The organism is Thiomonas sp. OC7 (genome assembly GCF_900634595.1).
Lineage (GTDB): Bacteria > Pseudomonadota > Gammaproteobacteria > Burkholderiales > Burkholderiaceae_C > Thiomonas > Thiomonas arsenitoxydans.
The window spans coordinates 3,434,008-3,460,577 of sequence record NZ_LR131953.1 but is presented as its reverse complement, the minus strand read 5'-3'; the positions used below and the strand labels follow the sequence as shown (position 1 = coordinate 3,460,577).

General features: G+C 63.6%; 25 protein-coding genes and 3 pseudogenes. 9 read left to right on the top strand and 19 right to left on the bottom strand.

The annotated features are described in order from the left end of the window. Positions 1-5: 5 nt before the first annotated feature. Positions 6-1,055: pseudogene (locus BIO17B3_RS16605) on the top strand (IS1182 family transposase); the annotation flags it as partial. A 747-nt stretch (positions 1,056-1,802) separates the two neighbouring features. On the opposite strand, the pseudogene BIO17B3_RS19270 reads toward BIO17B3_RS16605, so the two are convergent. Further along, positions 1,803-2,093: pseudogene (locus BIO17B3_RS19270) on the bottom strand (toprim domain-containing protein); the annotation flags it as partial. Between the two features lie 725 nt (positions 2,094-2,818). On the opposite strand from BIO17B3_RS19270, the gene BIO17B3_RS16595 reads away from it, so the two are divergent. Both BIO17B3_RS16595 and BIO17B3_RS16590 read left to right on the top strand, forming a co-directional pair. Further along, the gene (locus BIO17B3_RS16595) at positions 2,819-3,142 is read left to right on the top strand and encodes a type II toxin-antitoxin system RelE/ParE family toxin (RefSeq protein WP_156054243.1); all 324 of its coding nucleotides are present in this window, start codon (positions 2,819-2,821) and stop codon (positions 3,140-3,142) included. After that, complete coding sequence (locus BIO17B3_RS16590) at positions 3,139-3,450, top strand: addiction module antidote protein (protein WP_156054242.1); 312 nt, start codon at positions 3,139-3,141, stop codon at positions 3,448-3,450. Before BIO17B3_RS16595 ends, BIO17B3_RS16590 begins: the two co-directional genes overlap by 4 nt. A gap of 12 nt (positions 3,451-3,462) precedes the next feature. On the opposite strand, the gene trbB is transcribed toward BIO17B3_RS16590, so the two are convergent. Together trbB and BIO17B3_RS16580 are read right to left on the bottom strand one after the other, a co-directional pair. Beyond that, entirely contained in the window at positions 3,463-4,416 is a 954-nt protein-coding gene (gene trbB / locus BIO17B3_RS16585) for a P-type conjugative transfer ATPase TrbB (protein ID WP_156054241.1), read from the bottom strand. Next, complete coding sequence (locus tag BIO17B3_RS16580; protein WP_156054240.1) at positions 4,413-4,652, bottom strand: hypothetical protein; 240 nt, start codon at positions 4,650-4,652, stop codon at positions 4,413-4,415. The genes trbB and BIO17B3_RS16580 overlap by 4 nt, the downstream gene beginning before the upstream one ends. Positions 4,653-5,188: 536 nt before the next feature. Between BIO17B3_RS16580 and BIO17B3_RS16575 the strand changes: the two genes are divergently transcribed. Next, entirely contained in the window at positions 5,189-5,326 is a 138-nt protein-coding gene (locus BIO17B3_RS16575; RefSeq protein ID WP_156054239.1) for a hypothetical protein, read from the top strand. 118 nt (positions 5,327-5,444) lie between these two features. On the opposite strand, the gene BIO17B3_RS16570 is transcribed toward BIO17B3_RS16575, so the two are convergent. Then, positions 5,445-5,987 (bottom strand): hypothetical protein, encoded by a 543-nt coding sequence (locus BIO17B3_RS16570; RefSeq protein WP_156054238.1) that lies wholly within the window; start codon positions 5,985-5,987, stop codon positions 5,445-5,447. A 53-nt stretch (positions 5,988-6,040) separates the two neighbouring features. Between BIO17B3_RS16570 and BIO17B3_RS19375 the strand changes: the two genes are divergently transcribed. Beyond that, positions 6,041-6,172, top strand: coding sequence for a hypothetical protein (locus tag BIO17B3_RS19375; protein ID WP_255421402.1), 132 nt, complete (start codon positions 6,041-6,043; stop codon positions 6,170-6,172). Positions 6,173-6,356: 184 nt separating this feature from the next. Here the strand turns inward: BIO17B3_RS19375 and BIO17B3_RS16565 are convergent, their stop codons facing one another. The 6 genes and pseudogenes from BIO17B3_RS16565 to BIO17B3_RS16540 form a co-directional block, all read right to left on the bottom strand. Continuing rightward, on the bottom strand, positions 6,357-9,494 hold the full coding sequence (locus BIO17B3_RS16565) for an efflux RND transporter permease subunit (RefSeq protein WP_156054237.1): 3,138 nt from the start codon (positions 9,492-9,494) through the stop codon (positions 6,357-6,359). Further along, entirely contained in the window at positions 9,491-11,086 is a 1,596-nt protein-coding gene (locus BIO17B3_RS16560; RefSeq protein ID WP_156054236.1) for an efflux RND transporter periplasmic adaptor subunit, read from the bottom strand. The genes BIO17B3_RS16565 and BIO17B3_RS16560 overlap by 4 nt, the downstream gene beginning before the upstream one ends. After that, positions 11,083-12,390 (bottom strand): TolC family protein, encoded by a 1,308-nt coding sequence (locus BIO17B3_RS16555; RefSeq protein ID WP_156054235.1) that lies wholly within the window; start codon positions 12,388-12,390, stop codon positions 11,083-11,085. Before BIO17B3_RS16555 ends, BIO17B3_RS16560 begins: the two co-directional genes overlap by 4 nt. A gap of 935 nt (positions 12,391-13,325) precedes the next feature. Next, the gene (locus BIO17B3_RS16550; protein WP_156054234.1) at positions 13,326-14,126 is read right to left on the bottom strand and encodes a hypothetical protein; all 801 of its coding nucleotides are present in this window, start codon (positions 14,124-14,126) and stop codon (positions 13,326-13,328) included. Between the two features lie 255 nt (positions 14,127-14,381). Further along, positions 14,382-14,525: pseudogene (locus tag BIO17B3_RS16545) on the bottom strand (IS5/IS1182 family transposase); the annotation flags it as partial. Between the two features lie 317 nt (positions 14,526-14,842). After that, positions 14,843-15,859, bottom strand: a complete 1,017-nt coding sequence (locus BIO17B3_RS16540) for a trans-aconitate 2-methyltransferase (protein ID WP_156054233.1) — start codon at positions 15,857-15,859, stop codon at positions 14,843-14,845. 173 nt (positions 15,860-16,032) lie between these two features. Between BIO17B3_RS16540 and BIO17B3_RS16535 the strand changes: the two genes are divergently transcribed. Beyond that, positions 16,033-16,227, top strand: a complete 195-nt coding sequence (locus BIO17B3_RS16535) for a DUF2892 domain-containing protein (protein ID WP_156054232.1) — start codon at positions 16,033-16,035, stop codon at positions 16,225-16,227. A 21-nt stretch (positions 16,228-16,248) separates the two neighbouring features. On the opposite strand, the gene merA is transcribed toward BIO17B3_RS16535, so the two are convergent. The 4 genes from merA to merR all read right to left on the bottom strand — a co-directional run bounded on the left by merA (position 16,249) and on the right by merR (position 19,226). Then, positions 16,249-17,886, bottom strand: a complete 1,638-nt coding sequence (gene merA / locus BIO17B3_RS16530) for a mercury(II) reductase (RefSeq protein WP_370512647.1) — start codon at positions 17,884-17,886, stop codon at positions 16,249-16,251. Between the two features lie 120 nt (positions 17,887-18,006). Next, positions 18,007-18,285 (bottom strand): mercury resistance system periplasmic binding protein MerP, encoded by a 279-nt coding sequence (gene merP / locus BIO17B3_RS16525; RefSeq protein WP_156054230.1) that lies wholly within the window; start codon positions 18,283-18,285, stop codon positions 18,007-18,009. Positions 18,286-18,301: 16 nt separating this feature from the next. Then, complete coding sequence (gene merT / locus BIO17B3_RS16520; RefSeq protein ID WP_156054229.1) at positions 18,302-18,667, bottom strand: mercuric ion transporter MerT; 366 nt, start codon at positions 18,665-18,667, stop codon at positions 18,302-18,304. A gap of 139 nt (positions 18,668-18,806) precedes the next feature. Beyond that, positions 18,807-19,226: an Hg(II)-responsive transcriptional regulator gene (merR, locus tag BIO17B3_RS16515; protein ID WP_156054228.1), complete on the bottom strand. Its 420-nt coding sequence runs from the start codon at positions 19,224-19,226 to the stop codon at positions 18,807-18,809. 558 nt (positions 19,227-19,784) lie between these two features. On the opposite strand from merR, the gene BIO17B3_RS16510 reads away from it, so the two are divergent. Further along, positions 19,785-20,411 carry a tyrosine-type recombinase/integrase gene (locus tag BIO17B3_RS16510; RefSeq protein ID WP_156054851.1) on the top strand — a complete coding sequence of 209 codons (627 nt, stop codon included), beginning with the start codon at positions 19,785-19,787 and terminating at the stop codon, positions 20,409-20,411. 107 nt (positions 20,412-20,518) lie between these two features. On the opposite strand, the gene BIO17B3_RS16505 is transcribed toward BIO17B3_RS16510, so the two are convergent. From BIO17B3_RS16505 to BIO17B3_RS16485, 5 genes are all read right to left on the bottom strand, one after another. Further along, positions 20,519-20,833: a type II toxin-antitoxin system RelE/ParE family toxin gene (locus BIO17B3_RS16505; RefSeq protein WP_156054850.1), complete on the bottom strand. Its 315-nt coding sequence runs from the start codon at positions 20,831-20,833 to the stop codon at positions 20,519-20,521. After that, positions 20,830-21,102 carry a YlcI/YnfO family protein gene (locus BIO17B3_RS16500; protein ID WP_156054849.1) on the bottom strand — a complete coding sequence of 91 codons (273 nt, stop codon included), beginning with the start codon at positions 21,100-21,102 and terminating at the stop codon, positions 20,830-20,832. The genes BIO17B3_RS16505 and BIO17B3_RS16500 overlap by 4 nt, the downstream gene beginning before the upstream one ends. A 237-nt stretch (positions 21,103-21,339) precedes the next feature. Further along, the gene (locus BIO17B3_RS16495; RefSeq protein ID WP_156054848.1) at positions 21,340-23,070 is read right to left on the bottom strand and encodes a multicopper oxidase family protein; all 1,731 of its coding nucleotides are present in this window, start codon (positions 23,068-23,070) and stop codon (positions 21,340-21,342) included. Continuing rightward, entirely contained in the window at positions 23,067-23,300 is a 234-nt protein-coding gene (locus BIO17B3_RS16490) for an SHOCT domain-containing protein (RefSeq protein ID WP_013104784.1), read from the bottom strand. The genes BIO17B3_RS16495 and BIO17B3_RS16490 overlap by 4 nt, the downstream gene beginning before the upstream one ends. Before the next feature lie 105 nt (positions 23,301-23,405). After that, on the bottom strand, positions 23,406-23,927 hold the full coding sequence (locus BIO17B3_RS16485) for a Spy/CpxP family protein refolding chaperone (protein ID WP_156053737.1): 522 nt from the start codon (positions 23,925-23,927) through the stop codon (positions 23,406-23,408). A 219-nt stretch (positions 23,928-24,146) separates the two neighbouring features. Between BIO17B3_RS16485 and BIO17B3_RS16480 the strand changes: the two genes are divergently transcribed. Both BIO17B3_RS16480 and BIO17B3_RS16475 read left to right on the top strand, forming a co-directional pair. After that, positions 24,147-24,869, top strand: coding sequence for a response regulator (locus BIO17B3_RS16480; protein WP_013104782.1), 723 nt, complete (start codon positions 24,147-24,149; stop codon positions 24,867-24,869). Beyond that, positions 24,866-26,305 carry an ATP-binding protein gene (locus BIO17B3_RS16475; protein WP_156053738.1) on the top strand — a complete coding sequence of 480 codons (1,440 nt, stop codon included), beginning with the start codon at positions 24,866-24,868 and terminating at the stop codon, positions 26,303-26,305. Before BIO17B3_RS16480 ends, BIO17B3_RS16475 begins: the two co-directional genes overlap by 4 nt. Positions 26,306-26,570 lie beyond the last annotated feature (265 nt).

Sequence of the window (26,570 nt, the reverse complement as noted above, 5' to 3'; positions counted from 1 at the left end):
TCGCGATGAGTCGCTTCGTTTGTGTTGATCGAGACACGGCCTACCTTCTGCCGCCTTCGGTGGACGAGTGGTTGCCCAGTGATCACCTCGCGCGCTTTGTGGTCGAAGTGATTGATCGGCTCGATCTGGACGATCTGGTCAAGCAGTACGCGGGCCGGGGCTCGGCCGCGCATCACCCTTCGGTGCTGCTGGGGCTGCTGATCTACGGGTATGCCAACGGGGTGCATTCGAGCCGCAAGATCGAGCGCGCGACCTACGACTCGGTGGCGTTCCGCTTTGTGGCGGCCAATACGCATCCGGACCACGATACGCTGGCCGCGTTCCGGCGGCGCTTTCTGAAGGAGATCGAGGCGCTGTTCGTGCAGGTGCTGGTGCTGGCGCGCGAGATGAAGTTGCTCAAGCTCGGTCACATTGCGCTGGACGGCACCAAGATCCGAGCCAGCGCGAGCAAGCACAAGGCGCTGTCGTGGGGTCACGCCAACAAGATCGAGGCGCAGTTGCGCCAGGAAGTCCAGGACCTGTTGGCGCGGGCGGAGAAGGATGATCGATCCAGCGCGCCCGATGGCATGGATGTGCCCGCCGAGATCGCGCGCCGCGAGGACCGCCTGAGCGCCATCGCGCAGGCCAAGGCCAAGATTGCGCAACGCGCCGCCGAACGATTCAAAGCGGAGCAGCAGGAGTTCGAGACCAAAGAGGCCAAGCGCCGGGCCCAGCGCGAGGCCGGGAAGAAGCCGCGCGGGCGGGACCCTGAGCCGCCCCAGGCCGGACCCCAGGACAGCGACCAGGTCAACCTGACGGACGAGGAGTCGCGCATCATGCCGGTGTCCGGCGGCGGCTTCGAGCAGAGCTACAACGCCCAGGCCGGCGTGGACATCGAGACGATGATGGTGGTCACCGCGCACGTCACGCAGGCCTGCAATGACAAGCGCGAAGTGGTGTCCACGCTCGAGCAGATTGCGGCGTTGCCCGGGGCGCTTGGCAACGTGCAGACCCTCGTTGCCGACAACGGTTTTTGCAGCCAGGCGAACGTGCTCGCCTGCGTGCAGGCGGGAATCGANGAGGACTTCGGACTCGAGGGCGGCCACGCGGCGGCCGCGGATGCTTTCCTGCGAAGGGTCGCGGGTTTTTTCTTGTTCGAGCAGACGGGCGGCGATGGGGTCGTGCTCGGCGCGCGGTTCCAGGAACTCACGCAGGGTCGGCGGTAGAGGCAGGCTGCTGGCCAGGGTTTTGCGCTGCGCCGCCTGGGTTTTTTGCAAATGCTCGATCTGCTTGGCGGATTCAAACGCATGCACATCGAGGTCGCCGCCGCTCTTGAGGGTTTCGGCGCGTTGCTGGGCCAGGGTGGAGAACAGAGACTCCCGCGCGGCTTGCTGCTGGGCGTTCAAGTCCTGCCAGGCCTTGGCGCGCTGTTCGCGAGCGGGCTGGGCGGATTCGCGCCAGGCATTCAGCAACGCGGCTTCTTCTTTTTGTGCGTCGCTGACCTCCGTCTCCTTTTGCTGTGGTTGTGGCTTCGGCTCCTGTTCGGACTCGACTCGCTCCAGAGCGGCGTTGAGATCGGCGAACTCCGTTCGCTGCGCGGTCACGGCTTGCTGGACGGGGACGGGTTCATCGGAGGGGATGTGCGGCGTCGGTTCGGTTTCGGCTTGTGGTTCCATCGATTGCTCCTGCTTGAGATGGGGAATGGGGGGCTTGGGCTGTCGCCCTTGCCCAGTGGGTGGCGCGAGGCTGGGATGGCTGCGCTGGAAGGTCCACGGCGGGACGGCGCGATCCAGGGTGTTGCGGATCGATTCCGGCCCGCTGTCGCGGAGTTGGTCGCGCGCGTCGTAGCCGGGGGGCGTGACGCCGTTGGGTTTTTCTGGAAGGGCGATGGTTGTGCGCGCGCCGCCGAGGATGCGGGCGGCTTTGAGGGCATTGATTTGCCCTTTGCGTGCGGCGCGCTCGCCGTCGTTGTCGGCGTAGAGGGTCACGCGGCCCTGCACCTGCTCGTGCAGGGTGCGGGCCACCTCGGGCAGGTTCTGCGCCGAGAGGGCGGCGATGACGGGCAGTCCTGTGGCCTGATGGAGGGCCAGCGCCGTGCCGATGCCCTCGCACATCACGATATGGGGGGCGGTTTTGGCGGTCTCGAAGGCGCGAAGCGGGGCTTCAGCGTCCTGGCCGTCGATGGGGATGACGGCAAAGGCGCCCTGTGTGGGCGTGCCGGCGACGAAGCGCTTGTCGGCGGACTGGCCCGGCGCCGCCCAGGCGATGCGCTGCATGCCGACCCATTCGGGCTCGCCGTCGGTGAGTTTGAGCATGGGCACGAGCAGCTGCGCGCTGTGCTGCCGCAGTCCCGCCGTGGGCAGTGCGGGGTTTTGCAGGTAGGGGAAGTTGCACGGCTCGTGGCTGGCTTCCCAGCGCGTCAGGCTGTCGGTGAGGGCGGCCTTTTGGCGCTCGGCCTGTTGCTGCAGCCAGGCGGTGCGTTCGGCCTGGGCCTTTTGTTGTTCTTCGGGCGTGCTCTCGCGCGCCAGTTCCGGGCGGAAGGCGATGGGTTTGCCATCGGCCTTGAAGTTCGTCACCCAGCCGGTGCCGTCGTCCCGCAGAAGGTAGGCGGCGTCGTTCCTGCCATTGGGTCGGTCGCCGACATCGGCGCGGTGGATGCGGCCATCGACCTGCAGACGCTGCGGGTCGATGTGCACATCGTGCAGGCGGGCGAAATCGAGAAACGGGGTAAGTTGCGTCGTGTCCATGCCCTGACTCTGCAGGGTGGGGACAGATGCCCTCCAAGACAAAGCGCAGGATCTTCCTTGTGCCCTTATCGTTTATAAACGACAATGTCATCATGTTCACCGTTCGGCACTACCTCACCGAAGACGAGCGCGACCCGTTTCAGGAGTGGTTGAAGAAGCTCCGCGACCCGATTGCAAAAGGCCAGGTGGTCAAGCGCGTGGGCCGGATCGAGGCGGGCAACTTTGGCGATCACAAACCCTGCCGAGAAGGTGTGTGGGAGCTGCGGATCGACCAAGGCCCCGGCTACCGCGTCTATTACGCGATGGCCGGGGCGGTCGTGGTGCTGCTGCTGTGCGGCGGTGACAAAGGCACCCAGGACGCCGACATCGAGCGCGCCATTGGGTATTGGAAAGACTGGCAACGGAGATCAGCATGAAGGATCGAAGCCATGACGAAGCGATGGCCGAGCTGTTCAAGGAAGACCCGGCTTTTGCGGCCGAGTATCTGAACCAGCTTCTCCAGGATGGAGAGCCGTCTGATCTGCTGGTGGCGCTGCGCCAAATGGCGCAAGCGCGCGGTGGCGTGCGCGCCATCGCCAAGCAGACGGAGCTAAACGCCAATCAGCTCTATCGAACGCTGTCGGCCCAGGGCAACCCGGAGCTGCGCAGCCTGTCAGCGGTTCTCAAGACGATGGGCCTGCGCCTGGCAGTGCAGCCGATCAAGTCGAACCACGCTCACCATTGACGTGAGGCAGCATCAGGCGACGCGCTCGACGTGGAACCCGCCGCCGCTGGCCGACCAGCCGCGCACAGCCGCAACCTCCTCGACTTTGCGGCCATCGGCGGTGCGCTTGATGGGCACGACCACATTCACCGCTTCGGCGATGAGTTCGGGGTTGGGGGGAACGCCAGCCTCCTGGATGAGCTGGCCGATGCGGATGAGCGCCGCGCTGGCGTCATTCGCATGCACCGTGCCGACGCCGCCGGGGTGACCGGTGTTCCAGGCTTTGAGCAAAGCCAGGGCGCTGCCGTCGCGCACTTCGCCGACGACGATGCGGTCTGGCCGCAGGCGCATGGTGGCGCGCAGCAGCCGGGTCATGTCGGTGTTATCGCTGGTGCGCAGAAACACGACGTTCTCGGCATTGACCTGCAGCTCGCGGGTGTCTTCGATGACGACGATGCGGTGCTCACCATCGAGCCGGGCCACGGCATCGAGGATGGCGTTGGCAAGGGTCGTTTTTCCGGTGCCGGTGCCGCCGCACACCAGCAGGTTGTGCCGGGTGGCCACGGCCTGCTCGATGGCCTGCTTCTGCGCCGAGGTCATGATGCCCTTGTCCACGTAGTCGGACAGGGTGAAGATCAGTGTCGCCTTCTTGCGCAGGGCGAAGCTGGCGCGCTCGACGAGCGGGGGGATGAGGGCTTCGAAGCGGCTGCCGTCCAGCGGCAGCTCACATTCGAGGATGGGTTGCTGCGGCGTCACCACGGTATCGAGCATGGCCGCCACCGTGTTCACGATGGTCAGCGCCCGCACGGCGTCGATACGGCCGGTCTGCTGCATGCCCTCTCCCAGTCGATCCACCCAGAGCGTGCCGTCGGGGTTGAGCATGATTTCGACGACCTGGGGATCTTCGAGCGGGGTGAGGATGTCCGCGCCCATGGCCCGGCGCAGGGCTTCGGACTGGCGGGCGTGGGTGAGCTGCTGCGCGCTCACTCCTGCTCCTCGGCACCGGGCTGATCTTCGGGTTCGGTAGCCGTCACGTCGATGGGGCGCACGCCGTTGCCGGCCAGCTCCAGGATGTCGTCCTGGCTGGCCGGGCGGGTGTGTTCAAGGGTGGACTCGGTGAGGGATCGGATCAGGCCTTTGGCCGCGCCGCGCAGGGTGAATGCGCGCACGAGATAGTCTTTTCCGCCAAAGCCGACGACGTAGAGTTTTCCGGGGGTTGCCATGACTGCTCCAGGGTTGCGGCGCCAGACGTTGGCGCCCTGCCCTGACTCTGCGGGGTGGGGACGGAAGGGGAATCAGCGCGCGTGTTGCGAGTCTCTGCAAGGTCGCCTCCCAGACAGGGTGGAGTAGCTCAGGCAGACTTTTCCTCCAGACTGCGTAGTCTGATCAAACCCGCCAGTCGTTCTGATCCAAAGCCGCCACTGGCACCAGTGTATCGATCGGCCTACGCGGCACGCTGGACTTGGGGCCGATCCGCCCGACCGGGAGACCGGTCCTCGGCCTGAGCGGCCATTGGCCCCCGCTTGTGGCAACGACAGCCATGGTGGGCTTAGCGGTCGCTGAGGTCGTCAGCATGCTGAGCGCCCTCTTCCAGCGCTGGCCAGATGCCGGTCTCGACTCAGAAGCGACGTCCCCTGGTACTGATCGCGTTGCGGCAAAACCGTCGCTCGGGCGTAGCTGCGTAATCGTAGACTGACCTGATGTCTAGAACGCTGGCTTCATTGGAGTGGTTGCTCCGAGCGGGGGAGCATGTCATCCAGTGCCCGCAGACTGGCTGATTGCTTCTGGTCAAAATTTTGTCGGTGCCCTGGCCAATTTGGCATCGGCACGAACAGTGATGACGATCAAAAGTTTTTTCATGGCAATTCTCCAGATGATTGGAATGCAGCAGCGCTGACATAGCAGCCAAGACATGGGGTTGGTTGCTGTGGCAACCCCACGTGGAAGACTTCGCCTCGCCGGGATCGCCATGCAGACCGTTCCGGACATCTCTGCACAGCGCCGCGAATCACGCATCACATCATCCCGCGCATCATGGCCGGCATGCCATCCTTGGCGAAGCGGTCGAGTTCGCGGGCGTGGGCTTTGATCACGGCGACCATCTCCGGGTCGGAGGAGGTCTCGGTCACGGCCACGCCATCGGGCAGGATGTCGAGCTTGCGCTGGTACTTGGTCGGGTTGGCGAACATCTGCGGCACGCTATTACTCATGGGGTAGGGGAAGGGGCGGTTCTGATCGAGCCGTGCATACATCTCCACCACATGTTTCTGGATGAGCGCTGCCGTCGTGGGGTCGGCCGAGGTGGTCACGTCATGCACCCCATTGGGCAGCTCGATCACCTTGCGCTGGATCTGCTGGTGAACCTTGAACAGCTCCATGCCGGTGCGCATGGGGCCGTTCATGTTCTCGGGCGACATCATGCCGCCCATGCTCCCACCCATCATCCCTCCACCCATCGTGCCCTGGGCCTTGGCGGAGGGTGCGCCGTGTCCGGTCAAATAGCCCACGACGGTTCCAACAAAACCTACAAGGACAGTCACAAATGAACGACGTTGCATAATGAACTCCTGGTTACAACACACAAGGAACAAACGACGAAAGGAAGCTGATCATGATGACTTCTGTCTGCATGTCGGGGGGTGGCATGGCCCTCATGGGGTTGTTCGGACTGCTGGTGCTGGCCTTAATCGCGCTCGGCGTGATGGCGCTGATCAAATACCTCTTCTCCAGCCCACGGTTTTGACGCAACAGGCTCCTGAAATACGTGCGCCCTGCACACTGAGACTTGCGTTGGCTCGACAGGGTTCTGAGAGCAGCCGAATCCTGCAGCAACACGATTTGACATGGCTCAAGGACTGACATACTGGGCCGTTTCCGAACGTCCTTGGGGCCTTTGTGAGGGCCTGATTGCGGCTGATTGATAGTGCTCATGAAGCCACCTCCAGCCTGGGACTCTCGCCCAGCCCCAGGCGCCGCTTCTGCCAAAGGGCGTAAACCGCCGGAATCACCAGCAGCGCCAGCAAAGCAGCCGTCAGCATGCCGCCAACCATGGGCGCGGCGATGCGCTTCATCACGTCGGCACCCGCGCCTTCGCTGAACATGATGGGCAGCAGGCCGCCGACCACCATGGTGAGGGTCATCGCCATGGGCCGCAGCCGCAGCAAGGTGCCCTCGACCACCGTTTGCTTGAGGTCGCCCCAGGTGTTGAGGCGGTCGTGAATTTTGCGCCGCTCCAGCGCCGCGTCGAGATACAGCAGCATGACCACGCCGAACTCGGAGGCCACCCCGGCGGTGGCGATGAAGCCCACACCCACCGCAACCGAGAGCTTGTAGCCCAGCCAGTCGACGTACCAGAATCCGCCCACCAGCGACAGCGGCAAGGTCAGCAGGATGATGGCGACCTCGGTGATGTTCTTGAAGTTGAAATACAGCAGGAGCGCGATCAGGCCGATCACCGCCGGCACGACGACCTTCAGACGCTGCACGGCCTGCTCCAGCGACTGGTACTGCCCAACCCAGTCAAGCGTGAAACCGGGCTGCAGATGAACCTTCTGTGCCAGGGCCGCTTGCGCTGCAGCCACGTACCCGCCGATGCTGGTTCCGGGTTTGAGGTCGATGTACACCCAGGAATTCAGGCGGCTGTTGTCGCTGGTGAGCATGGGTGGGCCGCCCTCGATGCGCAGCGTGGCCACCTGCGCTAACGGAATCTGGCTGCCCTCGGGCGTGGCGATGCGGCTTTCCATCAGCGTGGACAGCGACTGGCGCAGTTCGCGCGGGTAGCGCAGGCTGATGGGGAAGCGCTCCAGGCCGTTGACGGCGGTGGACAGCATCTGTCCACCGATAGCGGTCTCGACCAGGCGGTTCACATCCGCCACCGAAAGGCCGTAGCGCGCAGCCGCCAGCCGGTTGGTGTCGACCACAATGTAGCGCCCGCCGGTGGCCCGCGCCGCATAGGCGTTCTGGGTCCCCGGAACGGTTTGCAGCGCCGCCTGGATCTCCTGCCCCAGCCGGTTCAGCGTGTCGAGATTGCTGCCGGTGACTTTGATGCCGAGCGGCGTTTGCAGGCCTGTGGTCAGCATGTCCACCTGGCCCTTGATCGGCTGGGTCCAGGTGTTCGATACGCCAGGAATCTGCAGCGCCTGATTCATCTTCTCGATCAGCTTGGCGGTGGTCATGCCGGCCGGCCAGGTGCTGCGGTCCTTCAGGTTCACGACCGTCATGAACATCGAGATCGGCGTCGGGTCGGTCGCGGTCTGCGCCCGGCCCGCCTTGCCGAACACGCTCTCCACTTCGGGGAAGGTCTTGATGATGCGGTCGCTCAGTTGCAGGATCGCGGCCGATTGACCGATGGAGATCGACGGATCCTGCGACACCGGCATGTACAGCAGGGTACCTTCGTTCAGGGGCGGCATGAACTCCGAGCCGAGATGCTTCCAGGGAAAGTACAGGCTGGCCACGGCGGCAAGGGCCAGCACGATGACTAGCCATGGTGCCCGCAGCACGCCGTGGATCAGCGGCCGGTAGAGCCAGGTGAGCAGCCGGTTCAAGGGGTTCTTCCCCTCGGGGCGGATAGGCCCGCGGATGAACCAGGCCATCAGCAGCGGCACCAGGGTGATGGACAGGACGGCGGCTGCGGCCATGGCATAGGTCTTGGTGAAGGCCAGGGGCCGAAACAACTTGCCCTCCTCGCCGCCGAGCGCGAACACCGGCAGGAACGACACCGCGATGATCAGCAGCGAAAAAAACAGCGCCGGACCGACTTCCGATGCCGCCATCCGCGCCTTCATCCAGGGATCGGCGCCGGGATCCTGCTCCATATGCTTGTGCATGTTCTCGATCATCACGATCGCGGCGTCGGTCATCGCGCCGATGGCAATGGCGATGCCCCCTAGGGACATGATGTTGGCCGGAATGCCCTGCGCCCACATCACCAGGAAGGCGGCGAGGATGCCCAGCGGCAGCGACACGATGGCCACCAGCGCCGAGCGCGCGCGCAGCAGGAACAGGAACGACACCAGGGCGACGATCAGCGACTCCTCCAGCAGTTTCTCGGTCAGGGTGTGGATGGCACGCTGGATCAGCGGCGCCTGGCTGTAGATGGTGACGATCTTCACCCCGGGCGGCAGCGAGGGCTGGATGCTGCGGATCTTGTCCTCGACCCGGCGGATTATGGCATCGGCGTTCGAGCCCTGGTTCATCATCACGATGCCCCCCACCACCGCGCCCTCGCCGTTGAGGTCGGCGGCGCTGTTGGGCAGTTCCGGGCCGAATTGGACGCGGGCGACATCCTTGAGCGTCAGCGGCACCCCGCCGCGCGCCGCCAGCGGCGCGTTCTCCAGATCCCGCAAGGAGCGGATATAGCCGGTGGTGCGCACCATATAGCTGGCTTCGCCGAGATCGACCACCGAGCCGCTGGTCTCGCCGTTGGCGGCGCGGATGGCATCTTCCACCTGCGGCAGGGTGAGGTTGTAGGCCAGCAGGGCCTGCGGGTTCACCACCACCTGGTATTCCTTCACCATGCCGCCGACCGTGGCGACCTCGGCCACCCCCGGAATGCCCTGCAATTGGTACTTGAGGAACCAATTCTGCAGGGTGGTGAGCTGGCTCAGGTCCTGCGTGCCGCCGGTATCGGTCAGGGCGTACATGTAAACCCAGTCCACCCCCGAACTGTCAGGTCCCAGCGCCGGCGTCACCCCCGGCGGCAGCCTGGATTGCACCTGGCTGAGATACTGCAGCACCAGGTTGCGCGCCTGGTAGATGTTGGTGCCATCCTTGAAGATGACGTAGACGAAGGAGTCGCCGAACATCGAATAGCCGCGCACCGCGCGCGCGCCGGGCACCGACTGCAGGGTGGTCTCCAGCGGATAGGTCACCTGGTCCTGTACCACCTGCGGCGCCTGCCCGGGGTAGGAGGTCTTGATGATGACTTGGGTGGGGGAGATGTCGGGGATAGCCTCCAGCGGCGTGTTGCGCACCGCCAGGATGCCCGCGGCCAGCAGCATCAGCGCGCCGATCACCGTCAGGCTGCGGTTCTCGAAGCACCACTCCATGAGCCGCCGGATCATGGGGCGCTCCGGCCAGGGGCCATGTTCATCCCGGCCATCGACCCGGCGGCGGGTGGGGGCGCGGCTGCCGGCATGGCGGATGGTGTGACCGTCGGTGGGGTCGTTGGCCCCGCAGCGCCGGCTTGCGGGTCGCTCGCAGGCGGCATGCCTGGCATCGCTCCCGTGGCGGGTATGCCACTCGCGCCGCTCGTGCCGGCATGACCACCGAGCATGCGCGCCTTGACCGACTGGAACTGCGATTCGGAGTACAGCAGGAACTGGGCGCTTTCCACCACCTGGTCACCCGGCTTGAGCCCTCGGACGATGACCACCCAGCCGTTCGCCTCGGGCCCAAGCGCAACTTGCACCGGCAGGAAGTGGCCGCCCGTCTGCGCCAGCATGGCGTAATCGCCATCTTGCGTGCGCAGCACCGCGCTGCTCGGCAGCGCCAGAGCGGTTTGCGCCTGGGCCTGCACCATGGCGTTGGCAAACATGCCGGGGCGCAGAATGCCGCCGGGGTTGGCGAAGCTCAGGCGCGCGGTGATGGTGCGGGTTTGCGGGTCCAGCGTGGGGTAGAGAAAGTTCAGGCGCCCATCCCAATTCCTGCCGGGGTAGGCCGGAAGCTGGAGCTGCACGCCGTCGCCCAGGCGCACCCACGGCATCTGGTAGTCGTACAGCGCCACATTGACCCAGACCCGATCCAGATTGGCGATCTCGAACAGGCTGTTTTGCGACGAGACATAGCTGCCCTGGCGAATATTGAGCGCCGTCACCACCCCGCTCTCCGGTGCCAGGATGGGAACGTCGCGCATCGGCTGGCCCGAGGCCTCCAACTGCTTGAGCGCGGCCTCGGGCAGGCCCAGCAGCAGCAGGCGCTGTTTGGCCGCGGCCAGCAAGCCCTGGCTGTCGGCATGACCGTCGGCCGCGCCGGCCTGCTGGCGCGCAATGCTGTATTCCTGCTGCGCGCTGTACAGCTCGGGCGAGTAAATCTCCGCCAGCACCTGACCGCGCGCCACCGGGTCGCCCACGGCACGCACCTTGAGATGCACGACCCAGCCGGAGAAGCGCGGGGTGACGGTGGTGACGCGGTTCTGGTCCACGGCCACGGTGCCCACGGTCTGGATCGCCTGGCCCATGGGACGCATCTGTGCGGTCGTCAGGCGCACGCCCAGGTTTTGCGTCAGGCGCGGGTCGATGCGCAGCCCGCTGTCGTTGGCGCCGACTTCGGCCTGGGCGTAGACCGGCACGTAATCCATGCCCATGTTGTCCTTCATCGGACGGTCCGAATGGATCGCCGGATTCATCGGGCTGACCCAGTACAGCACCCGGCGCTGCGGCGCCGCAGCCGGGGCGTAGACCGGGACATAGTCCATCCCCATGTTGTCTTTCATCGGGTGGTCGGAGTGGATGGCGGCGTTCATCGGGTTGGCCCAGTACAGCACCCGGCGGCTTGCCGGCGCTGCTGCGGATGCTGTTGCGGAAGCCGGGGCCGCGGCGGCGTTCGGCGTCGCGGGGTCCGAGGCGCCGTGCGGCAGCCAGCGACTGGTCCAGAGGCCCGCACTGATGCCGACCAGCAATAGGCCGAGGCCGAGAGTGAAGGTTCGCAAATTCATGGCTGCTGCTCCGAAGGCGTTGTCAGGTAGTTGAGTTCGGCCAGGGTCGCCAGCAGATCCCGACGCTGTTGCAGAGTCTGGAGTTCAAGGGCAAAAACGGCTTGCTGCGCCTTCAGCACGTCGCTCATGCTGGCGCGGCCGTTGCTATAGGCGGTGAGGGTGGAGTCGTACGCCGCATGCGCCAGCGGCAGCATGTGCGCGCGCATGCGCTGCCACTTCTCCTGCTGGCTGCGCATGCGCGCCGTGGCGGTGCGGATCTGCTGCTGCAAGGCCAACCGCTGGTCCTGCTCGTCGTAGCGGGCTTCCATCACCTGGGCGCGGGCGCTGTCGAGTTCCTGATCCAGCCGATGGTTGGAGAAGATCGGCAAGTTCATCGAAACCCCGGCGGAGATAAAGTTGGGAGAGCCCGGAAAAAAGCTCTTGCCGTAGGAGGCTCCAACCGTGATCTCCGGCAGGAAATCCTTCTTGGCCACCCGCACGCCCGCCTGGGCGATCTGCACTTTGGCCTGGGCCATGCGCAGCAGCGGTTGGGTCGGGGGCGCTTGCTCGGGAGCCGTCGCGCCTGGCGACAAGCTCGGCCAGTCAGGATCGATCTCGGGCGTTTGATTGCTGCCAAGTGCCTGGGCAATGTCGGCCAGGGACGCCGCTTCATCCGCGGCGAGCGCGCTTTGGTCGTTGCGCAGTTCGTCTTCGGCGAGACGGGCGCGCAACACATCGCTCTGCGGTCCGTTGCCCGCGCGGTAGCTGGCCATGGCCGCGTCGACGTTCTCACGCGCCAGCGCCTGCTGCCGCTGCACCGTCGCCATGGCCTGGCCCGCGTACACCGCCGCAAGCCAGGCGCGTCGCAAGGCGAGAACCAGCTGCGCGCGTTTGGCTTCGCGGCTAAAGTGCTGCTCCGAGGCTTGCGCCTGCAGCTTGTCGCCTTCTAGGGCCAGCTTGCCGATCGGCGGAAAGCTCTGGCTGACGCCGACGCTGAGCATGGTCATGCCCTGCTGCGTCAGCGAGAAGCTGTTGGTGGGCAGGTTGACCGCGTCGAACGACACATGCGGGTCGGGCAACTGCGTGGCCGCCGCGGCCTGGTGCTGGATGGCGCGGATGCGCTGCGCGGCTGCGGCCAGACTGGGATTGCTCCGCGCCAGTTGCGCCTCGGCGGCACCGAGGGTCAGGGGCGCGGCTTGGGCGGGCGCGGCCAGGCTGGCGAGCAGCAGAAGCGTGATGAGAGCGGGGATGGCCGCCGGGCGTTCAGACCAGACGGATGACAAGCGCCGGGCTTGCGCACGGCGGCACTGCAGGATGAGGGACATCGCTTTCCTCTTCGGCGGATGGAACGCTGCAAGGCCGCAGCGCTAATCGCAAGGCGAACACGAACATCGCCCGGTGAAGCATCACTGGGACGGGTGCTGCCGAAGGGGTCAAACTTGGAGGCGAGCCGCGAGGAAAGGCGGCTTGGAGGGAGGCGGCGGATCGATGCGCCCGATGGGCAAGGCAGCTTGCTCAGGCTGAGCTTGGTGGACGGGCACCAAGCGTTGGATCAATGCCGCGTGAGGAAATGATGCGGCGTTGGACGTGCTGGAAACGGCGGCCGCGCCCAGGTCATGGCAGGCAGCTTGGCAAAACGCACGCTCGACTCGCGAATCGTCATGACCAGCGAGATTCGCTTGATGGCCGGCGCCAACCATCGGCATGGCCGCCATGCCTGCGCAGCACGAGGCAGGCACGACCCGTATCGGGGCTGCCGTGGCTTGCATCCAGGGCAAGAGAACCAATGCGCAGACGAACGCCCAATAGCGGGAGAAAGTTCGAAAGGAGCGCATGAGTTTGAATGTAAGAGATGTACAGCGATTTGTGCACAGGGATCGTAGCCAAAGTTCTGAGCTTGTCAATTAGGAGCCTTGTCCAACGTGGAATGAGCCTGAACGAAGCGCGTCATTCCACTGAGGAATGAGCCTGAACGTGTTTTGGGGGGCTGGATTTTCAGCGCGTGATCATCTTCTGGATGGCGATCAATATGGACAACTCGCGACTGAGCACGAGCGCGCAACTTGAGCAATTTCTCAGTGCCGACTCCCAGGTTGGGTTTACACCGTATGGCGACGATGCGCATTGCTACGTCCGCTATGTCGCAGCGACACGTCAATGCCCTACTTCACTGATTCGTTCACAAAGTCGATGTAACTTTTCGAGGATGAGGTCCGGCGGTAGCGGTCAACAGTCGCCAGTCGCGCGGGCTCAATGCGCGTTAGAAATCCCGTTCGCTCATCAACCAAGTTGACCAATTCGGATGCGATGTGACTTGCTGGAAAGACGCCTGCTCACCGATGGCCAGCAACCACTGTTGCGTGAGGTGGTAGGCAAACTGAGGCATCACACTCCCCTCCAATCCCCGCTGCCCGTTGTCCAGCATCAACTGGTCGTCGACTTCCACCTCGAGTTGCGCAGCATAGGTCGCCCCTATGGCATGTCCTACGCTCGTATTGACGAACCAGCCGCTGGTGATGCCCGTCCCGATGCGTTGGGTATATCCAGCCTCCCCCTGCGTGAACCAGGGATACCAGAGTTGCGCCCACATCACCTGTGCAGTAACCGCATTGCCTTGGCCTGGCAGCACGCTCGGGCGCGGGTTGGCCCAATACTGGCCTTCCACCTCTGCCGTCAGCAGGCTGGCGCGACCTTCAGTCAGATCACAAGTATGCAAAGCAGCCAACTTCAGCCCAGCCGCGACGGGGCCAAAGGCACTCTGGCCACTCCCGAGAGGCGTGTTGGCGGTATACGCGGGGAGGTCAAGCTCCATGCCCACCCGCTCACTGAACTGGCCCTCGATCTCGGGGGAAAGCGTCAACGACCCTGGCGAGCCATTGGTGTTGGCCTGGGCAAAGAGATAGGCCGCGTTTTCCAGCCAGGGTTCCTCGATGCCGATGGCTTTGGTGATGTAGTCGTCCACATCGCAAGGCTGCACTGGCCATGACTGAGCCTGCGCCTGCGCTCCGATCATCAAGCCACCCATCCATGCCAAGGCCCGGATCCATCGCTTGATTCGCATTCTTCACCTCCACGCAAGCAATGCGAATCATTGTTATTTAAATATATCAGCCTGTCAATGTCGTGATGCATGGCGATTCAGGACATGCGTGTCCAGATCCTCGCACCATCCCCAACCGCCGATCTCGGAGCAGCGTGGCCATGGAGTTGGTGCCCAACAGTTCGCCGGGATCGAGGGCTATCAACAATGGCGCGCCATTCACGCAGACTTCCATCGGGCGGCCAGTCGGGTCATGACTCTGGCGCAAGGGGAGATCACCGCGCCCAGATTGACCAGGCCCATCTCGCGCGCCAGACGCACCACCTGCACGAACAGGTCCGAGAACTCCTTGAGGTGCAGCGCACGGAAGTCCCGAATCGTGCGGTGCTCGGGAAAGTTGCCTGCCGCCAGCATCCGCAACTTGCGCTGCGCAAACAGAATGAACAGCTGGCGTCGACGCCCGATTGAGCGAGCGCGCCGACTATTCGATGACCCACCGGAAACAACGCACGAGCAGCGGCGTAACCTGACACGGTCAACGTCCGATGCCGGCCGCATGGCTGACGTTGCCAAGAAGCGACCCAATGGCTGTACTGGCCGACGAGCCGACGCCGCTCCAACAACCTCATCTCGGCCGAAGCGGGCACTGTCCGCAGTCCGCGCCCACGGTTCAACTAAAGAGCCCTCGCGGCTGGGCTGGCAAGCAAGGGGATCAACGGCGCAGATTCTCTATGGCTTCATCTCTGAGCCAAGACCACAGCCTCGTTGCCCTGTGCGAAAAGATGTACCTGCGACTGCAGACCAGCCTGGGCAAAGGCCGCCTGGATGTCGTCTGGCCGCAGGAGATGGTTGCCTTGCACATGCTCGCTGAGATTCTGGAACGCCAGCCCCTTACGGCTGGGTTGGCGCAAGGCGGTGCGGTCTGCCGGCCAGGCCGGCTCCCAAATGACCACATAACCGCCCGGCTTGAGATTGCCGCGCAGCCACGTGAACAGCGTGTGGGTGTCTTTCTCCCACACATGGTGCAAGGCACGGTTCATCGCTATCAGATCGGCAGGTTCTTCCAGCGTGAGCGCGTGGATGTCCCCCTGGATGAAGCGCAGCCTGTCGGCCAGGCCCTGCTTCCGTGCCATGTCTTGGGCCTGGGAGATGTTCTCCTGGAAGCCGTCGATGCCCAACCCCCGCAGCTTGCCACAGCGCCGCGCCAGTGCGCGCAAATACCAGCCATTGCCGCAGCCCAGGTCGACGGCAAGACCTCCGCGGGCATCCACGTCGGCAAAAGCGGGCACTGCCGGACAAATCGTTTCCTCGAACATTGATGCGAAATTCGCTTCGAGCATCGGCCCGAACCAGGGCAACACGGTGTCGCGCTCGGCCAAAACCTGCTCGCCCGGGCGCTCCCCAGTGCGCATCAGTCCTGCCGCGCGCTCAGCCAGATGCGCCGACAGGACGGATTGCACAGCCATCGGCATGAGGGTGCCCGGCGCCTCGGGGCGCATGGCCTCGCCTGTCGTCGTAAGACGGAAGATGTCGCCCTCTGCATCCAGATAGTCGAATGCATACGCAGTGTCGCACCAGCGCAGCACATAGGCAGAATCGAGCCCAGCCGCTTCGGCCAAGGTGGCGGCAGACGCCGTGCCCAGGCGATGCAGCGTGCTGAAGATGCCATTGACGACGCCGATGTAAGCGATGTTCAGGCTGAGTGCAGCCTGGGATTGCTGGCGAAATTGGGTTTTGAGGTCGTCTACCGTCATGAGAAAACGTGGAACGAGGAAAGATTCTGGTGATGAGGCCATGCCCTGCAGCATGCTTCAGTATGGATGCGCAGCGTACGGACTTCCGATAGGCCCTGATGTATCAGGATGCTGCTAGAGTCGAAACCGATCAGCTTGGCGTACTCGCTCAATTCAACTGGAGAAACACACTCATGACGGTCAATGAAGGAACCTTGGACCGCGCTCTTCGCGTGATTGTTGGTCTGGTGCTTATCGCCCTGACGCTGACCCATGTGATTGGCCTCTGGGGCTGGATTGGCGTTGTGCCTTTGGTCGCGGGGGCAGTGGGTATTTGTCCACTCTACATGGTGCTCGGGATTCGCACCTGCCCGATGCGCAGGAGGTGATTTGCGGGACTGCTTCTCAGCTCACCCCGCGCAGCATGACAGTTGCGTCACATCCTTGGTGAAGGTCTGGGCGGCCAGCTTCAGGCCTTCGACCATGGTCAGGTAGGGGAAGAGTTGGTCGGCAAGTTGCTGCACCGTCATGCGGTTGCGAATGGCGAGTGTTGCCGTCTGGATGAGTTCGCCGGCCTCGGCGGCCACCGCCTGGACGCCGAGCAGGCGTCCGGAGCCAGCTTCGGCGACCAGCTTGATGAAGCCGCGCGTGTCGAAGTTGGCCAGGGCGCGGGGGACGTTGTCCAGGCTCAGTGTGCGGCTGTCGGTTTGTATGCCTTGTCGCTGCGCCTGCGCCTCGCTCAGTCCCACCGTGGCCACTTGCGGGTCGGTGAACACCACGGCCGGCATGGCGGAGAGGTCGAGCGTCGCCTCGCCACCGGTCATGTTGACGGCGGCTCGCGTGCCCCCGGCTGCGGCCACATAGACGAATTGCGGCTGATCGGTGCAGTCGCCTGCGGCGTAAATTTGCGGCACAGTGGTGCGCAAGTGGTCATCGACCACGATGGCGCCGCGCGCATCGCATTGCACGCCGGCAGCGTGCAGATCGAGCGCCGCGGTGTTGGGCGCGCGGCCCGTGGCCACCAGCAGGCGCTCGGCCCGAATCTCGCCCTGGTTCGTGGTCAGCGCGAAGCAGCCGTCGGCGTAGGCCACCGCGCTGACCTGGGTGTGGGTCAGCACGGTGAGGCCCTCTTCGCGCAGCGCGGCGGTGAGGGCCTCACCGATGTCCGGGTCTTCGCGCGACAGCAGGGTGTTGCGCGCCAGGAGGGTGACCTGGCTGCCCAGGCGGGAGTAGGCCTGGGCCAGTTCCAGCGCCACAACAGAAGAACCGATGACCGCCAGGCGCGGCGGAATCGTGTCACTTTCCAGCGCCTCGGTCGACGTCCAGTACGGCGTGGCCTTCAGACCAGCAATGGGGGGAATGGACGGGCTGGCGCCGGTGGCGATCAGGCAGCGGTCAAAGCCCACCCTGCGTTCGCTGCCGTCGTGCAGCGTCACGACCAGCGTTCGGGCGTCTTTGAACCGAGCCGCGCCGCGCAGGGTGGTGATGGCCGGCTGGCCTTCGAGAATGCTTTCATACTTGGCGTGGCGCAGCTCATCCACGCGCGCCTGCTGCTGCGCGAGCAGCTTGTCGCGCAGGATGGTGGGCGTGCAAGGCTGGATGCCCGCGTCGAACGGGCTGTGGCGCCGCAGATGGGCGATGTGCGCGGCGCGGATCATGATTTTGGACGGTACGCAGCCGACGTTGACGCAGGTGCCGCCGATCACCCCGCGCTCGATCAGCGTGACCTGCGCGCCGCTGTCGGCCGCCTTGATCGCCGCCGCCATCGCCGCGCCGCCGCTGCCGATGACGGCAATGTGCAGACCGCTCGCGTCACCGCGGGCAGGATGGGTCGAGTCGGCTGCGCCGTCCGATGTCGTGGAAGAGTAGACCGCCTGTTTCGCCGCGTAGCCGGCCTTGGCCACGGCTGCAGCCATCGCGTCGAACGAGATGCAGGCATCGGCGACGACCTGGGCCGTCCCCTGCGGATACGAGACCTGCGCGGATTTCACGCCAGGCAGCTTTTCCAGGACGTCCTTGACGTGGGTGGCGCAGGCGTTGCAGGTCATGCCGCTGATGCTCAGGATTTCCATGGGCTTCTCTTCGGGTTGGAGGGGGCTGGTTCAGATCGGCTGGGTCGCGTGCGCGCTCCGGCCACAGCAAAGCACGATCGGCTCATCACGGTCGGCTTATTGCACGACCGTCGAGGGATAGCCCGCATCGGTGGTGGCTTTGATCAGGGTTTTGACGGTGGTCTTGGCATCGTCGAAGGTGACCACGGCGTCTTTCTTGACCTCATTCACACTCACTTTTTCCACGCCAGGAACGGCGGTGAGCGCTTTGTGCACGGTGATCGGGCAGACCCCGCAGGTCATGCCCGGCACGGCGAGGGTCACGGTCTGCTCGGCAGCCCAGGCAGGGGCGCTGAAAACGCAGGCGGCGGCAATAGCAGTCAGGAGCTTGTTCATGAGGATTCCTTTCGATTCAATAAAACAGGGGAGCGACATAGGGAAAAGCCAGCGCCACGACAATCAGCGCGGCGACGATCCAGAACAGCAGCCGGTAGGTGGCGTTGATCTGGGGAATGGCGCAGACCTCGCCCGGTTTGCAGGCCGCAGGCGCTCTGAACAGGCGGCGCCAGGCGAAGAACAGGGCGATGAGGGCGGCGCCGATGAAGATCGGCCGATACGGTTCGAGCAGGGTCAGATTGCCGATCCACGCGCCGCTGATGCCCAGCGACAGCAGGATCAGCGGGCCCAGGCAGCAGGTCGAGGCCAGAATGGCCGCGAGCCCGCCGGCGAACAGCGCGCCGCGCCCGGCGGGCGAGTGAGGGGGTCTGGGTTGCGACATGCCGAAACTCCATGAGATGGACGATGTCGGCACTGTAGAACCGTACCAAAGTACGGAGTCAAGCGGCGTCGCGCCTTGGTTGACAAGGCGGCATGGCCTTTGCCGTTCAGCCGACGTACGGCCGCATGAACCTGACTGGTCAGGGATCGTGAACCTCGCCGTGGAGTGCGTCGATCAGGGGGCAGGACATGGAGCCATCGCTGCAGGCGCAGGCGCGAATCATCTCGGCCAGCGCCGATTCAATGCGCCTGAGGTTGGCGAGCTTGGTGCGCACGTCACGGAGCTTGCGTTCACCGAGCTCACGCGCCTGATCGCAGTGCATGCCGTCATCGAGCTGCAGCAGGCCGGCAATCTCGTCGAGGCTGAACCCCAGCCCTTGGGCAGATTTGATGAATCGCAGGCGGGCAACGTCACCGGGCCCGTAATGGCGGAAGCTTCCCTGGGGTCGCTCGGGTTCGCCCAGCAAGCCCTTGCGCTGGTAGAACCGGACGGTTTCGACGTTGACACCGACCGCCTTGGCGACGGTGCCGATGGTCAAACCATTTGAATTGAGTTGCATCGTCTTGGCTCCGATTCAGGACCGCAAATCCCTGCGCGATGGGACGAACTGCCGATCGGCGCCAAGCATCTCGATCGAGAACCCCCTCCTGCCATCAGGTTAGCGCAGCTAGCGCGACTGATGAGGACATCCGTGTTGGCACCGATGCCGATTTGAGCCACATGCCGATCGGCGAATGAGCCATGGCAAACGAGATGCGCGTGGCGTCAACCTTGAATTTCAGCGCGCCTCAACCGACCCACTGCAAACACGGCGCATGGCTCAAATCGGCATCCGCGCCGACAGCGCAGGACACTGACGACCTCAGCGACCGCTGTTCACGCCTTGGCTGCCATTGCTACAAGCGGGGGCCAGTGCCCGCTCAGGCCGAGAAGCACGCGTTGGCCCTGGGGCTGCTTTGAGGGCTCATCGGTCGTTCGAACGTCCCCGTGGTCGCGTCGCCGAGCGGTTGCATGTGGCCGACTGCAGTCCTGGGAGTTTCGGCGCAAAGTGCGCGCGCGACCCTCGTCGGGTCGCGCTGCCAGCCTGTGGCCGGCGGCGTTCTTTCAGGAGACCGCTATGAACACGAACGATTCAGCCCCTCGGAGCTTCACCCCATGGAACAAGGGGAAGGTTGTCGGGCAGAAGGCACCGCTCAAATTGAAGGACATCTGGGCCATCCGGGTCCGCCTGCAACTGGAGCATCGCACGCGCGAGCTTGCCTTGTTCAATCTTGGCTTGGACAGCAAGCTCCGAGGCAGTGACCTCGTCGCCCTACGCGTCCGTGACGTCTGCCACGGCGACGCTGTAGCTAATCGAGCGATCGTCGTCCAGCACAAGACCGGCAACCCTGTGCAGTTCGAGATCACCGCTGCTACGCGCGAAGCCGTCGGAGCTTGGATCAAGATGGCCGAGCTGCGAGGCGACGACTACATCTTCCCGAGTCGAATGCATGCATCTCCACACCTTGGAACTCGGCAATACGCCCGTATCGTTCACGGGTGGGTGAATGAAATCGGCCTCGATGGCCACAGCTATGGCACGCACTCGATGAGGCGCACCAAGGCAACGCTCATCTATCGCAAGACGAAGAATCTGCGCGCTGTCCAACTCCTGCTCGGGCACACCAAGCTGGAGAGCACAGTCCGCTACCTGGGTATCGAGGTAGAAGATGCGCTCGACATCGCGGAGCAGACCGAAATCTGATACTTTCTTCGGGCCGACTTCGCCGTCGGATGGAGTCGGCCATGACCGGCCGTTTGCCAGGGATAGCTTCCGAGCGTCAAGCGCCGAATGGGCAGGCCACTGACGAATCAGTGATAGTCCTCTTCGCGCTGATGACGCACCGCCAGTACCGCGACGGTCGAAGGACTGACGATCTCGTACAGCGCGACGTACCCAGTGCCTCCAAACGGGATGATCAGCTCCCGCTGGGCTGGACTCTGGGCTGCCTTGCGAAAACTGTAGGGCGTGAGTGCAAGTTGCCGCTGCATCACAGCCCTGATCGCATCGATCGCCGCTTGTGCGCGGTCGAGATCTTCGGTGGTTTCCGCCCGCTCGAGCAGATAATCGAAGAGACGCTCCAGGTCCGATTCGGCGGTCGGCGTCAGCTGAACGTCAAAGCTCATCGACCGAGCTTCGTCCGCTTCGCATCAAGCTTGCCTTGCAGCCGCTCAAGGACTGCCTCGACCGGCGTCGCGACGCCAGAGCGGTGGTACTCCTCCGACGCAGCCTGAGCGCGCTCGTGGAAGGCGGTTTGAACACGCCTGAACGCGATGGCACTTCGCACGGTCGCTTCAACGAAGTCGGTTAGTGTTTCGCCTGGTTTGAGCACGGACTCGAGTTCGGCTCGGAGCTCGGGCTCGACACGGATCTGGGGAATAACGGCGGACTTCATATTCATAATGTATTGCGTTTGCGTTGCGGGCGCAAGACGCCAAATGTCAGCACCTGCGTGCGCCAACTCGCCTACGGCCGAGAGGATGAAGGACAGCTTTCGGGCTGCACGTATCGTCCCAGCGGTCGGCTGCAGGGGGCGGGGGCACCAGTTCGCGGGCACCGGAAAGCGACGCTCAGGCCCCAGTTGTTGCCGATGACTGTGCACAATCAGGCTGACCTGCATCTGTCCCCCATGTCATGCCACTGTGAACTGCCCCATCATGCCATTGTCCTCATGCTCCAGGATGTGGCAGTGGTACATGAAGGGATGGTCTTTGCCAGCGGGCTGATCGAATCGGGCAACCAGGCGGACCGTTTGGTTGCGCCGCACGAGAACGACGTCTTTCCAGCCTCGCTCATGCTCCGGCGGAGCCACGCCATCGCGCGCGCGAATCTGAAACGACGTGCCATGGACATGGAAGGTATGCGCCATATGGCCCTCGTTCCTCACTTGCCAGACCTCGGTGCTGCCCAGGCGCACGCGCTGATTGATCACCGACATCTCCATGAACTGGTGGTTGATAGAAAACAGTTTTTCCATGCCCACGCCCATACTCATGCCGCCAGGGCCGGTGTTTGCGCCCATGCCCTGATCCCCCGACATGCCCCCCATCGCGCCCATTGCCCCGCCTCCCATGGCGCCCTGCATCCCTTGCATTCCCTGCAAGCTGAACAGTCGCTGGGGCGCGTCGATGCGTAGCGACGGGATGGCCACCAGATGATCAGGAAGCCGCCCCGATTTTCCGGCAGGAGCGCCAACCCGAAGCTGCAGCAGATCGAACCCCTGGCGATCAAATCGATCAGCGTCCATGGGCATGCTGCTCAGCCCTGGAACAACGGAGCCCGAGTCACTGCGCAACACCAGAGTGCTTCCTTGGAGTTTGCGCAAATCCACCAGGATCTCCGCACGCTCCGCTGCTGCGAGAAGCAAACTGCGCCTCTCCACAGGATGAGCCAGAAGTCCGGCATCGCTGGCAACCACATAAAAACTCTGTCCGCTGGCGAAAGCAAAGTTATAGAGGCGCGCATTCGATCCGTTGACCAGACGCAGCCGCACCCATTGCGCAGGAACGTTGACATAGGGCTGTTCACAACCGTTCACCAAAAACCGGTCGCCCTTCATGCCCATGCGGTCCATCATGCTGTTCATATAGCGCAGCGTGCCATCAGCCCCAAAGCGCCGATCTTGCACGATCACGGGAAAGTCATCCACGCCCCAGGTATGCGGCAACCCGAGGGCGCGGTCCACGCCATCATCGACCAGCAGCAGCCCTGCCATACCGGCGTAGACGTGAGGACCTGTCAGCCCATCCGGGTGGGGGTGATACCAAAGCGTGGCACCCGGTTGATCCAGGGTGTAGGCGTAATCCATGGAGTGCCCCGGCGCGATGAGGCTTTGCGGGCCGCCATCCATCGTGCCGGGCACATGGGCGCCGTGCCAATGGGTGGTTGTTGGCTGGTTCAGCGCATTGCGAACCTGGATCCGCACCCGTTTGCCGCGCGGGATGCGCAGCGTCGGGCCCAGATAAGCCCCGTTATAGCCCCAGGTAGGGGTCTGCACACCCGCGAGCAAGGTGCTGGTTCCGGGGGCGATCCGCAATGCATACGCCAGACTACCATCCGCCTGAGCCGGTCCGCCGAGTTGCCCAGGGATGGGCATGGGGCGGGTGAACACGCCGGTCCGCACTGTCGCGCCGCGCGCGGTGTTTGCACCCATGCCGGCCATGCCGCCCTGGCCCATGCCCGGCATCGACCCCATCATCATGCCGCCCATGCCCTGAGCATGCGTGCGGCCCGCCAACCAGAGAGAGCTGCCCGCCACGGCACCAACAATGATCTGGCGTCGGCTGAGTTTGCCGTCCTTCCAATCGGGCGGCTTGTGGTGATCCGCCGAACCCGGCATGCGGTTCGATTTCGTTGACGTCATGACTTGATCTCCTGTTTCATGCGCTGATAGTCCTCGCGACTGATTTCACCGTTCGCATAGCGCCGGTCAAGCGCCTCACGCGCCGACTCTTGCCTGGAATGCCGGTCCCCGCAATGCGACACGCCGTGTCCTCCTCTGAAAATCATCCAGAGAATCAGACCCAGCACAAGGACTGGAATGATCCACATCCCGAACCAAGGGCCTGCGCCCCAACCCCAATACCCCATCATGATGCGTACTCCTTTGTGTTTGGCGCCGACTGCATGCCGCAGTGCATTGCACGCGCAATCGGCGAGTTGTATCCGTGCGATCGCGCGCGCTCGTCCGGCTCCGGTTTACTGCGCGCCCGCAGGCGCTCCGCGACGGGTTCCGCGCATCGCGCCAAACTGCTGATTCAGTATGGTTTGCTGCGCCGGGCTCAGTTCGGCGTAGAGCGTTTTCATCGCAGCGGTCATGGTCTCCATGCCTGCCACGCGCGCTTGCATCGACTGGGTGCGTTGCTCCATGCGTTCCGGAGCATTGCCCTTTGCCTCAAACAGGGTGGTCCGCATGGACTGCATCGCATCGGACTGCTTCTTGGCTTGTGCCGCAAAGGCGTCCCAAGCAGGCTCTTGCTGCGGCGTGATCTGCAATTGCGCCTTCATCGCGCCGAGACGATTTTCCATCCTGGCAGCCGGATCACCGCGCCCCATCATGCCCGCAGCCATGCCGCGGCCGCCCATCATGCCCATGCCCGGCCCGGCCCCCTGCATGCAGCCGTATTGCTGCGGTTGGGCAGGGGATTGTGCGTAGGCGGTGCCAATCGCGGCGAGTGAGAGGACGGCGGCAAGACCCAGTGTTCTATGGTTGCATTTCATGATTGATCTCCGATCAAAATGCGTAGACGGTTGGCGGGACGTTCCCGCAGCGACATCTGATAGACCGCCATCGCAATGGAAGCCATTTCAACGCTGACGTGTAAGCAGGCCGTGTCAAAAAGCGGCTGTTTTGTATCGCATGATCTGCGAACCTGTGGCTGACATGCTGCGTTACATTGTTTTTGACGAGGCGCGCCGCAGACCGCTGAAAATCACGGCATGGACACACCTGACCACATCCTGATCGTTGACGACGATGGCGAGATCCGTAATCTGCTGAGCGCCTATTTGCAAAAGAACGGGCTGCGCGTCACCGCGGTGGGCGACGGCAAGGCCATGGAGCGCGCCCTCGTCGCCGCACGCATCGACTTGATCGTGCTCGATCTAATGCTTCCGGGCGACGACGGTCTGACGCTCTGTCGCCAGCTCCGCGCCAAATCCGACATCCCTGTGTTGATGCTCACCGCCCGCAGCGACGAGACCGATCGTGTCGTCGGGCTGGAGATGGGCGCCGACGACTATCTGACCAAGCCCTTCAGCGCGCGCGAGTTGCTCGCCCGCATCAAGGTCATCTTGCGACGCGCTCGCAGCCTGCCCGTCAATTTGCAGCCCGAAGATTTGCGCGAGGCCCATTTTGCAGGCTGGACGCTCAACACCCTGCATCGCCATCTGATTTCTCCCGCAGGCGTGGTCGTGACGCTGAGTGGCGCGGAATACCGCTTGTTGCGCATTTTTCTGAGCCATCCCAACCGGGTTCTCAACCGCGACCAGCTAGTGGATCTCACGCAAGGCCGGGAGGCCGACCCGCTCGATCGCAGCATTGATGTCCAGGTCAGTCGCTTGCGTCAACGTCTTGGAGATGATCCGCGCGACCCGGTACTGATCAAGACGGTGCGCGGCATGGGCTATGTGTTGTCAGTGCCCGTTGAAGGAAAGCCGTGAAACGGTTGCTGCCGGCGTCGCTGTTCGGCCGCATGATGCTCGTCCTCTCGAGCGGCTTGATTTTGGCGCAACTCCTGAGCGCCTCAATTAACTTCGCCGAGCGCGACCGAGCGGTGCTGCGCAACAGCGGCATGCAGTCTGCGCAACGCATTGCTGACGTGGTCAAACTTCTGGATTCGATGCCGCATCAGGAGCGGCTCCGTATCGCAAAAGTCTTGAGCGTGCCGCCCCAGGTCGTGGACTTGGAGCCCTCACCCATCAAGACAACGGCTGCCGCAATGCGCAGCGCACAAACCATGATGTTTTCACAGGCGCTTCATTCCGCACTCGGGGATGAAAGACCGCTGATCGTCTCGGCCAGTGCAAACCCTTCTGAGGCCAATGGATTCCCCGACATGCACCGGCGACCCCTACCTGGCATGGCCTCGATGGCGGCCTATATGTCGGGTATGACACAGGCATCCCGGTCTTCCATGCAAGCCTTCATGGCGGAAAAACTCGGCTTCCTGATCCAGGTGCAACTGCACGATGGAAACTGGGTGGCCTTTACAACCCAGCTTCACCAAGGCGCCCAGGCGCCCCCCTGGCATTTGCTGCTGACCTTGCTCGTACTCTTGGCGTCAGTGTTGTTCCTCTCCTTTGTTGCCGTGCGGTGGATGACGCGGCCGCTGGCGGTCCTGGCCTCGGCCGCTGAATCACTTGGTGAAGACATCCATCGTCCTCCACTGCCGGAAGCTGGACCTGCCGAGGTACGGCGCGCTGCACACGCGTTCAACACCATGCAGGCTCAACTGATTCGATTTATTACGGATCGGACGCGCATTTTTTCGGCCATGTCGCACGATCTGAAAACGCCGATCACCCGCATGCGTTTGCGCGCAGAACTGCTGGATGATGACGATGTGCGCGCGCGGTTCGAGAAGGATCTGCTGGAGATGGAGCAGATGGTGAAGTACACGCTGGATTTCATGCGCGGTCTCGACCAGCCACAACATATTCAGCCCATTGACATCATGTCCTTGCTTGAAAGTCTGCAGGCCGACGCAGAAGAGATGGGGCGTGAAGTGCAGATTCAAGGGCGTACCAACAAGCCCTTCGTTGGGGATCCAGCTCGAATAAAGCGTTGCTTAGCGAATCTGCTCGACAATGCCGTTTTATATGGCGAACGGGCCCTCATCGTCGTCGACGATAGCGCTACCTCCCTGACACTGCGCATTCAGGATCAGGGCCCCGGCATTCCGGAGGAAGAACTGGAAAAGGTGTTTGAGCCGTTCTATCGGCTCGAAGCGTCGCGCAGCCGTCAAACCGGCGGCACCGGCCTTGGCCTCGGTATCGCACGCGACATCGCGCGTGCGGCGGGGGGACGGTTGACGTTGCAGAATCGCCGCGATGGCGGAATGGAGGCGATCTTGGAACTTCCACATAGTCCGGCATAAGTCGTCGGCCCAGCAAAATTCAAAATCCGTTTTCCCTTCGTTTTTTGGCGCCGATCAAAAGCCGGATACTCCGGGGTGTTGGACAGTCCCAGGAATTAAATCGCCAATTCGCTGACGCACAAAGCCGCCGTTCACGAGGCCGATGCTGCCAATGACCGCTGATTACAGGATTGCAGCCCCCCACTTGGAGTTCTGCCCAATGCCTGCTATGGCCGAGCTTCTGTCGATGACGGATTTCTTTGAGCGACTGGTTCACTCCGGCACC

What these genes read in the sequence shown, in the direction of transcription:
- BIO17B3_RS16595 (WP_156054243.1), top strand. Translation starts at nt 2,819, where the DNA reads ATGTTCACCGTTCGGCACTACCTCACCGAAGACGAGCGCGACCCGTTT.
- BIO17B3_RS16590 (WP_156054242.1), top strand. Translation starts at nt 3,139, where the DNA reads ATGAAGGATCGAAGCCATGACGAAGCGATGGCCGAGCTGTTCAAGGAA.
- BIO17B3_RS16580 (WP_156054240.1), bottom strand. Translation starts at nt 4,652, where the DNA reads ATGGCAACCCCCGGAAAACTCTACGTCGTCGGCTTTGGCGGAAAAGAC.
- BIO17B3_RS16570 (WP_156054238.1), bottom strand. Translation starts at nt 5,987, where the DNA reads ATGCAACGTCGTTCATTTGTGACTGTCCTTGTAGGTTTTGTTGGAACC.
- BIO17B3_RS19375 (WP_255421402.1), top strand. Translation starts at nt 6,041, where the DNA reads ATGATGACTTCTGTCTGCATGTCGGGGGGTGGCATGGCCCTCATGGGG.
- BIO17B3_RS16565 (WP_156054237.1), bottom strand. Translation starts at nt 9,494, where the DNA reads ATGATCCGGCGGCTCATGGAGTGGTGCTTCGAGAACCGCAGCCTGACG.
- BIO17B3_RS16560 (WP_156054236.1), bottom strand. Translation starts at nt 11,086, where the DNA reads ATGAATTTGCGAACCTTCACTCTCGGCCTCGGCCTATTGCTGGTCGGC.
- BIO17B3_RS16555 (WP_156054235.1), bottom strand. Translation starts at nt 12,390, where the DNA reads ATGTCCCTCATCCTGCAGTGCCGCCGTGCGCAAGCCCGGCGCTTGTCA.
- BIO17B3_RS16550 (WP_156054234.1), bottom strand. Translation starts at nt 14,126, where the DNA reads ATGCGAATCAAGCGATGGATCCGGGCCTTGGCATGGATGGGTGGCTTG.
- BIO17B3_RS16540 (WP_156054233.1), bottom strand. Translation starts at nt 15,859, where the DNA reads ATGACGGTAGACGACCTCAAAACCCAATTTCGCCAGCAATCCCAGGCT.
- BIO17B3_RS16535 (WP_156054232.1), top strand. Translation starts at nt 16,033, where the DNA reads ATGACGGTCAATGAAGGAACCTTGGACCGCGCTCTTCGCGTGATTGTT.
- merA (WP_370512647.1), bottom strand. Translation starts at nt 17,886, where the DNA reads ATGACCTGCAACGCCTGCGCCACCCACGTCAAGGACGTCCTGGAAAAG.
- merP (WP_156054230.1), bottom strand. Translation starts at nt 18,285, where the DNA reads ATGAACAAGCTCCTGACTGCTATTGCCGCCGCCTGCGTTTTCAGCGCC.
- merT (WP_156054229.1), bottom strand. Translation starts at nt 18,667, where the DNA reads ATGTCGCAACCCAGACCCCCTCACTCGCCCGCCGGGCGCGGCGCGCTG.
- merR (WP_156054228.1), bottom strand. Translation starts at nt 19,226, where the DNA reads ATGCAACTCAATTCAAATGGTTTGACCATCGGCACCGTCGCCAAGGCG.
- BIO17B3_RS16510 (WP_156054851.1), top strand. Translation starts at nt 19,785, where the DNA reads ATGAACACGAACGATTCAGCCCCTCGGAGCTTCACCCCATGGAACAAG.
- BIO17B3_RS16505 (WP_156054850.1), bottom strand. Translation starts at nt 20,833, where the DNA reads ATGAGCTTTGACGTTCAGCTGACGCCGACCGCCGAATCGGACCTGGAG.
- BIO17B3_RS16500 (WP_156054849.1), bottom strand. Translation starts at nt 21,102, where the DNA reads ATGAAGTCCGCCGTTATTCCCCAGATCCGTGTCGAGCCCGAGCTCCGA.
- BIO17B3_RS16495 (WP_156054848.1), bottom strand. Translation starts at nt 23,070, where the DNA reads ATGACGTCAACGAAATCGAACCGCATGCCGGGTTCGGCGGATCACCAC.
- BIO17B3_RS16490 (WP_013104784.1), bottom strand. Translation starts at nt 23,300, where the DNA reads ATGATGGGGTATTGGGGTTGGGGCGCAGGCCCTTGGTTCGGGATGTGG.
- BIO17B3_RS16485 (WP_156053737.1), bottom strand. Translation starts at nt 23,927, where the DNA reads ATGAAATGCAACCATAGAACACTGGGTCTTGCCGCCGTCCTCTCACTC.
- BIO17B3_RS16480 (WP_013104782.1), top strand. Translation starts at nt 24,147, where the DNA reads ATGGACACACCTGACCACATCCTGATCGTTGACGACGATGGCGAGATC.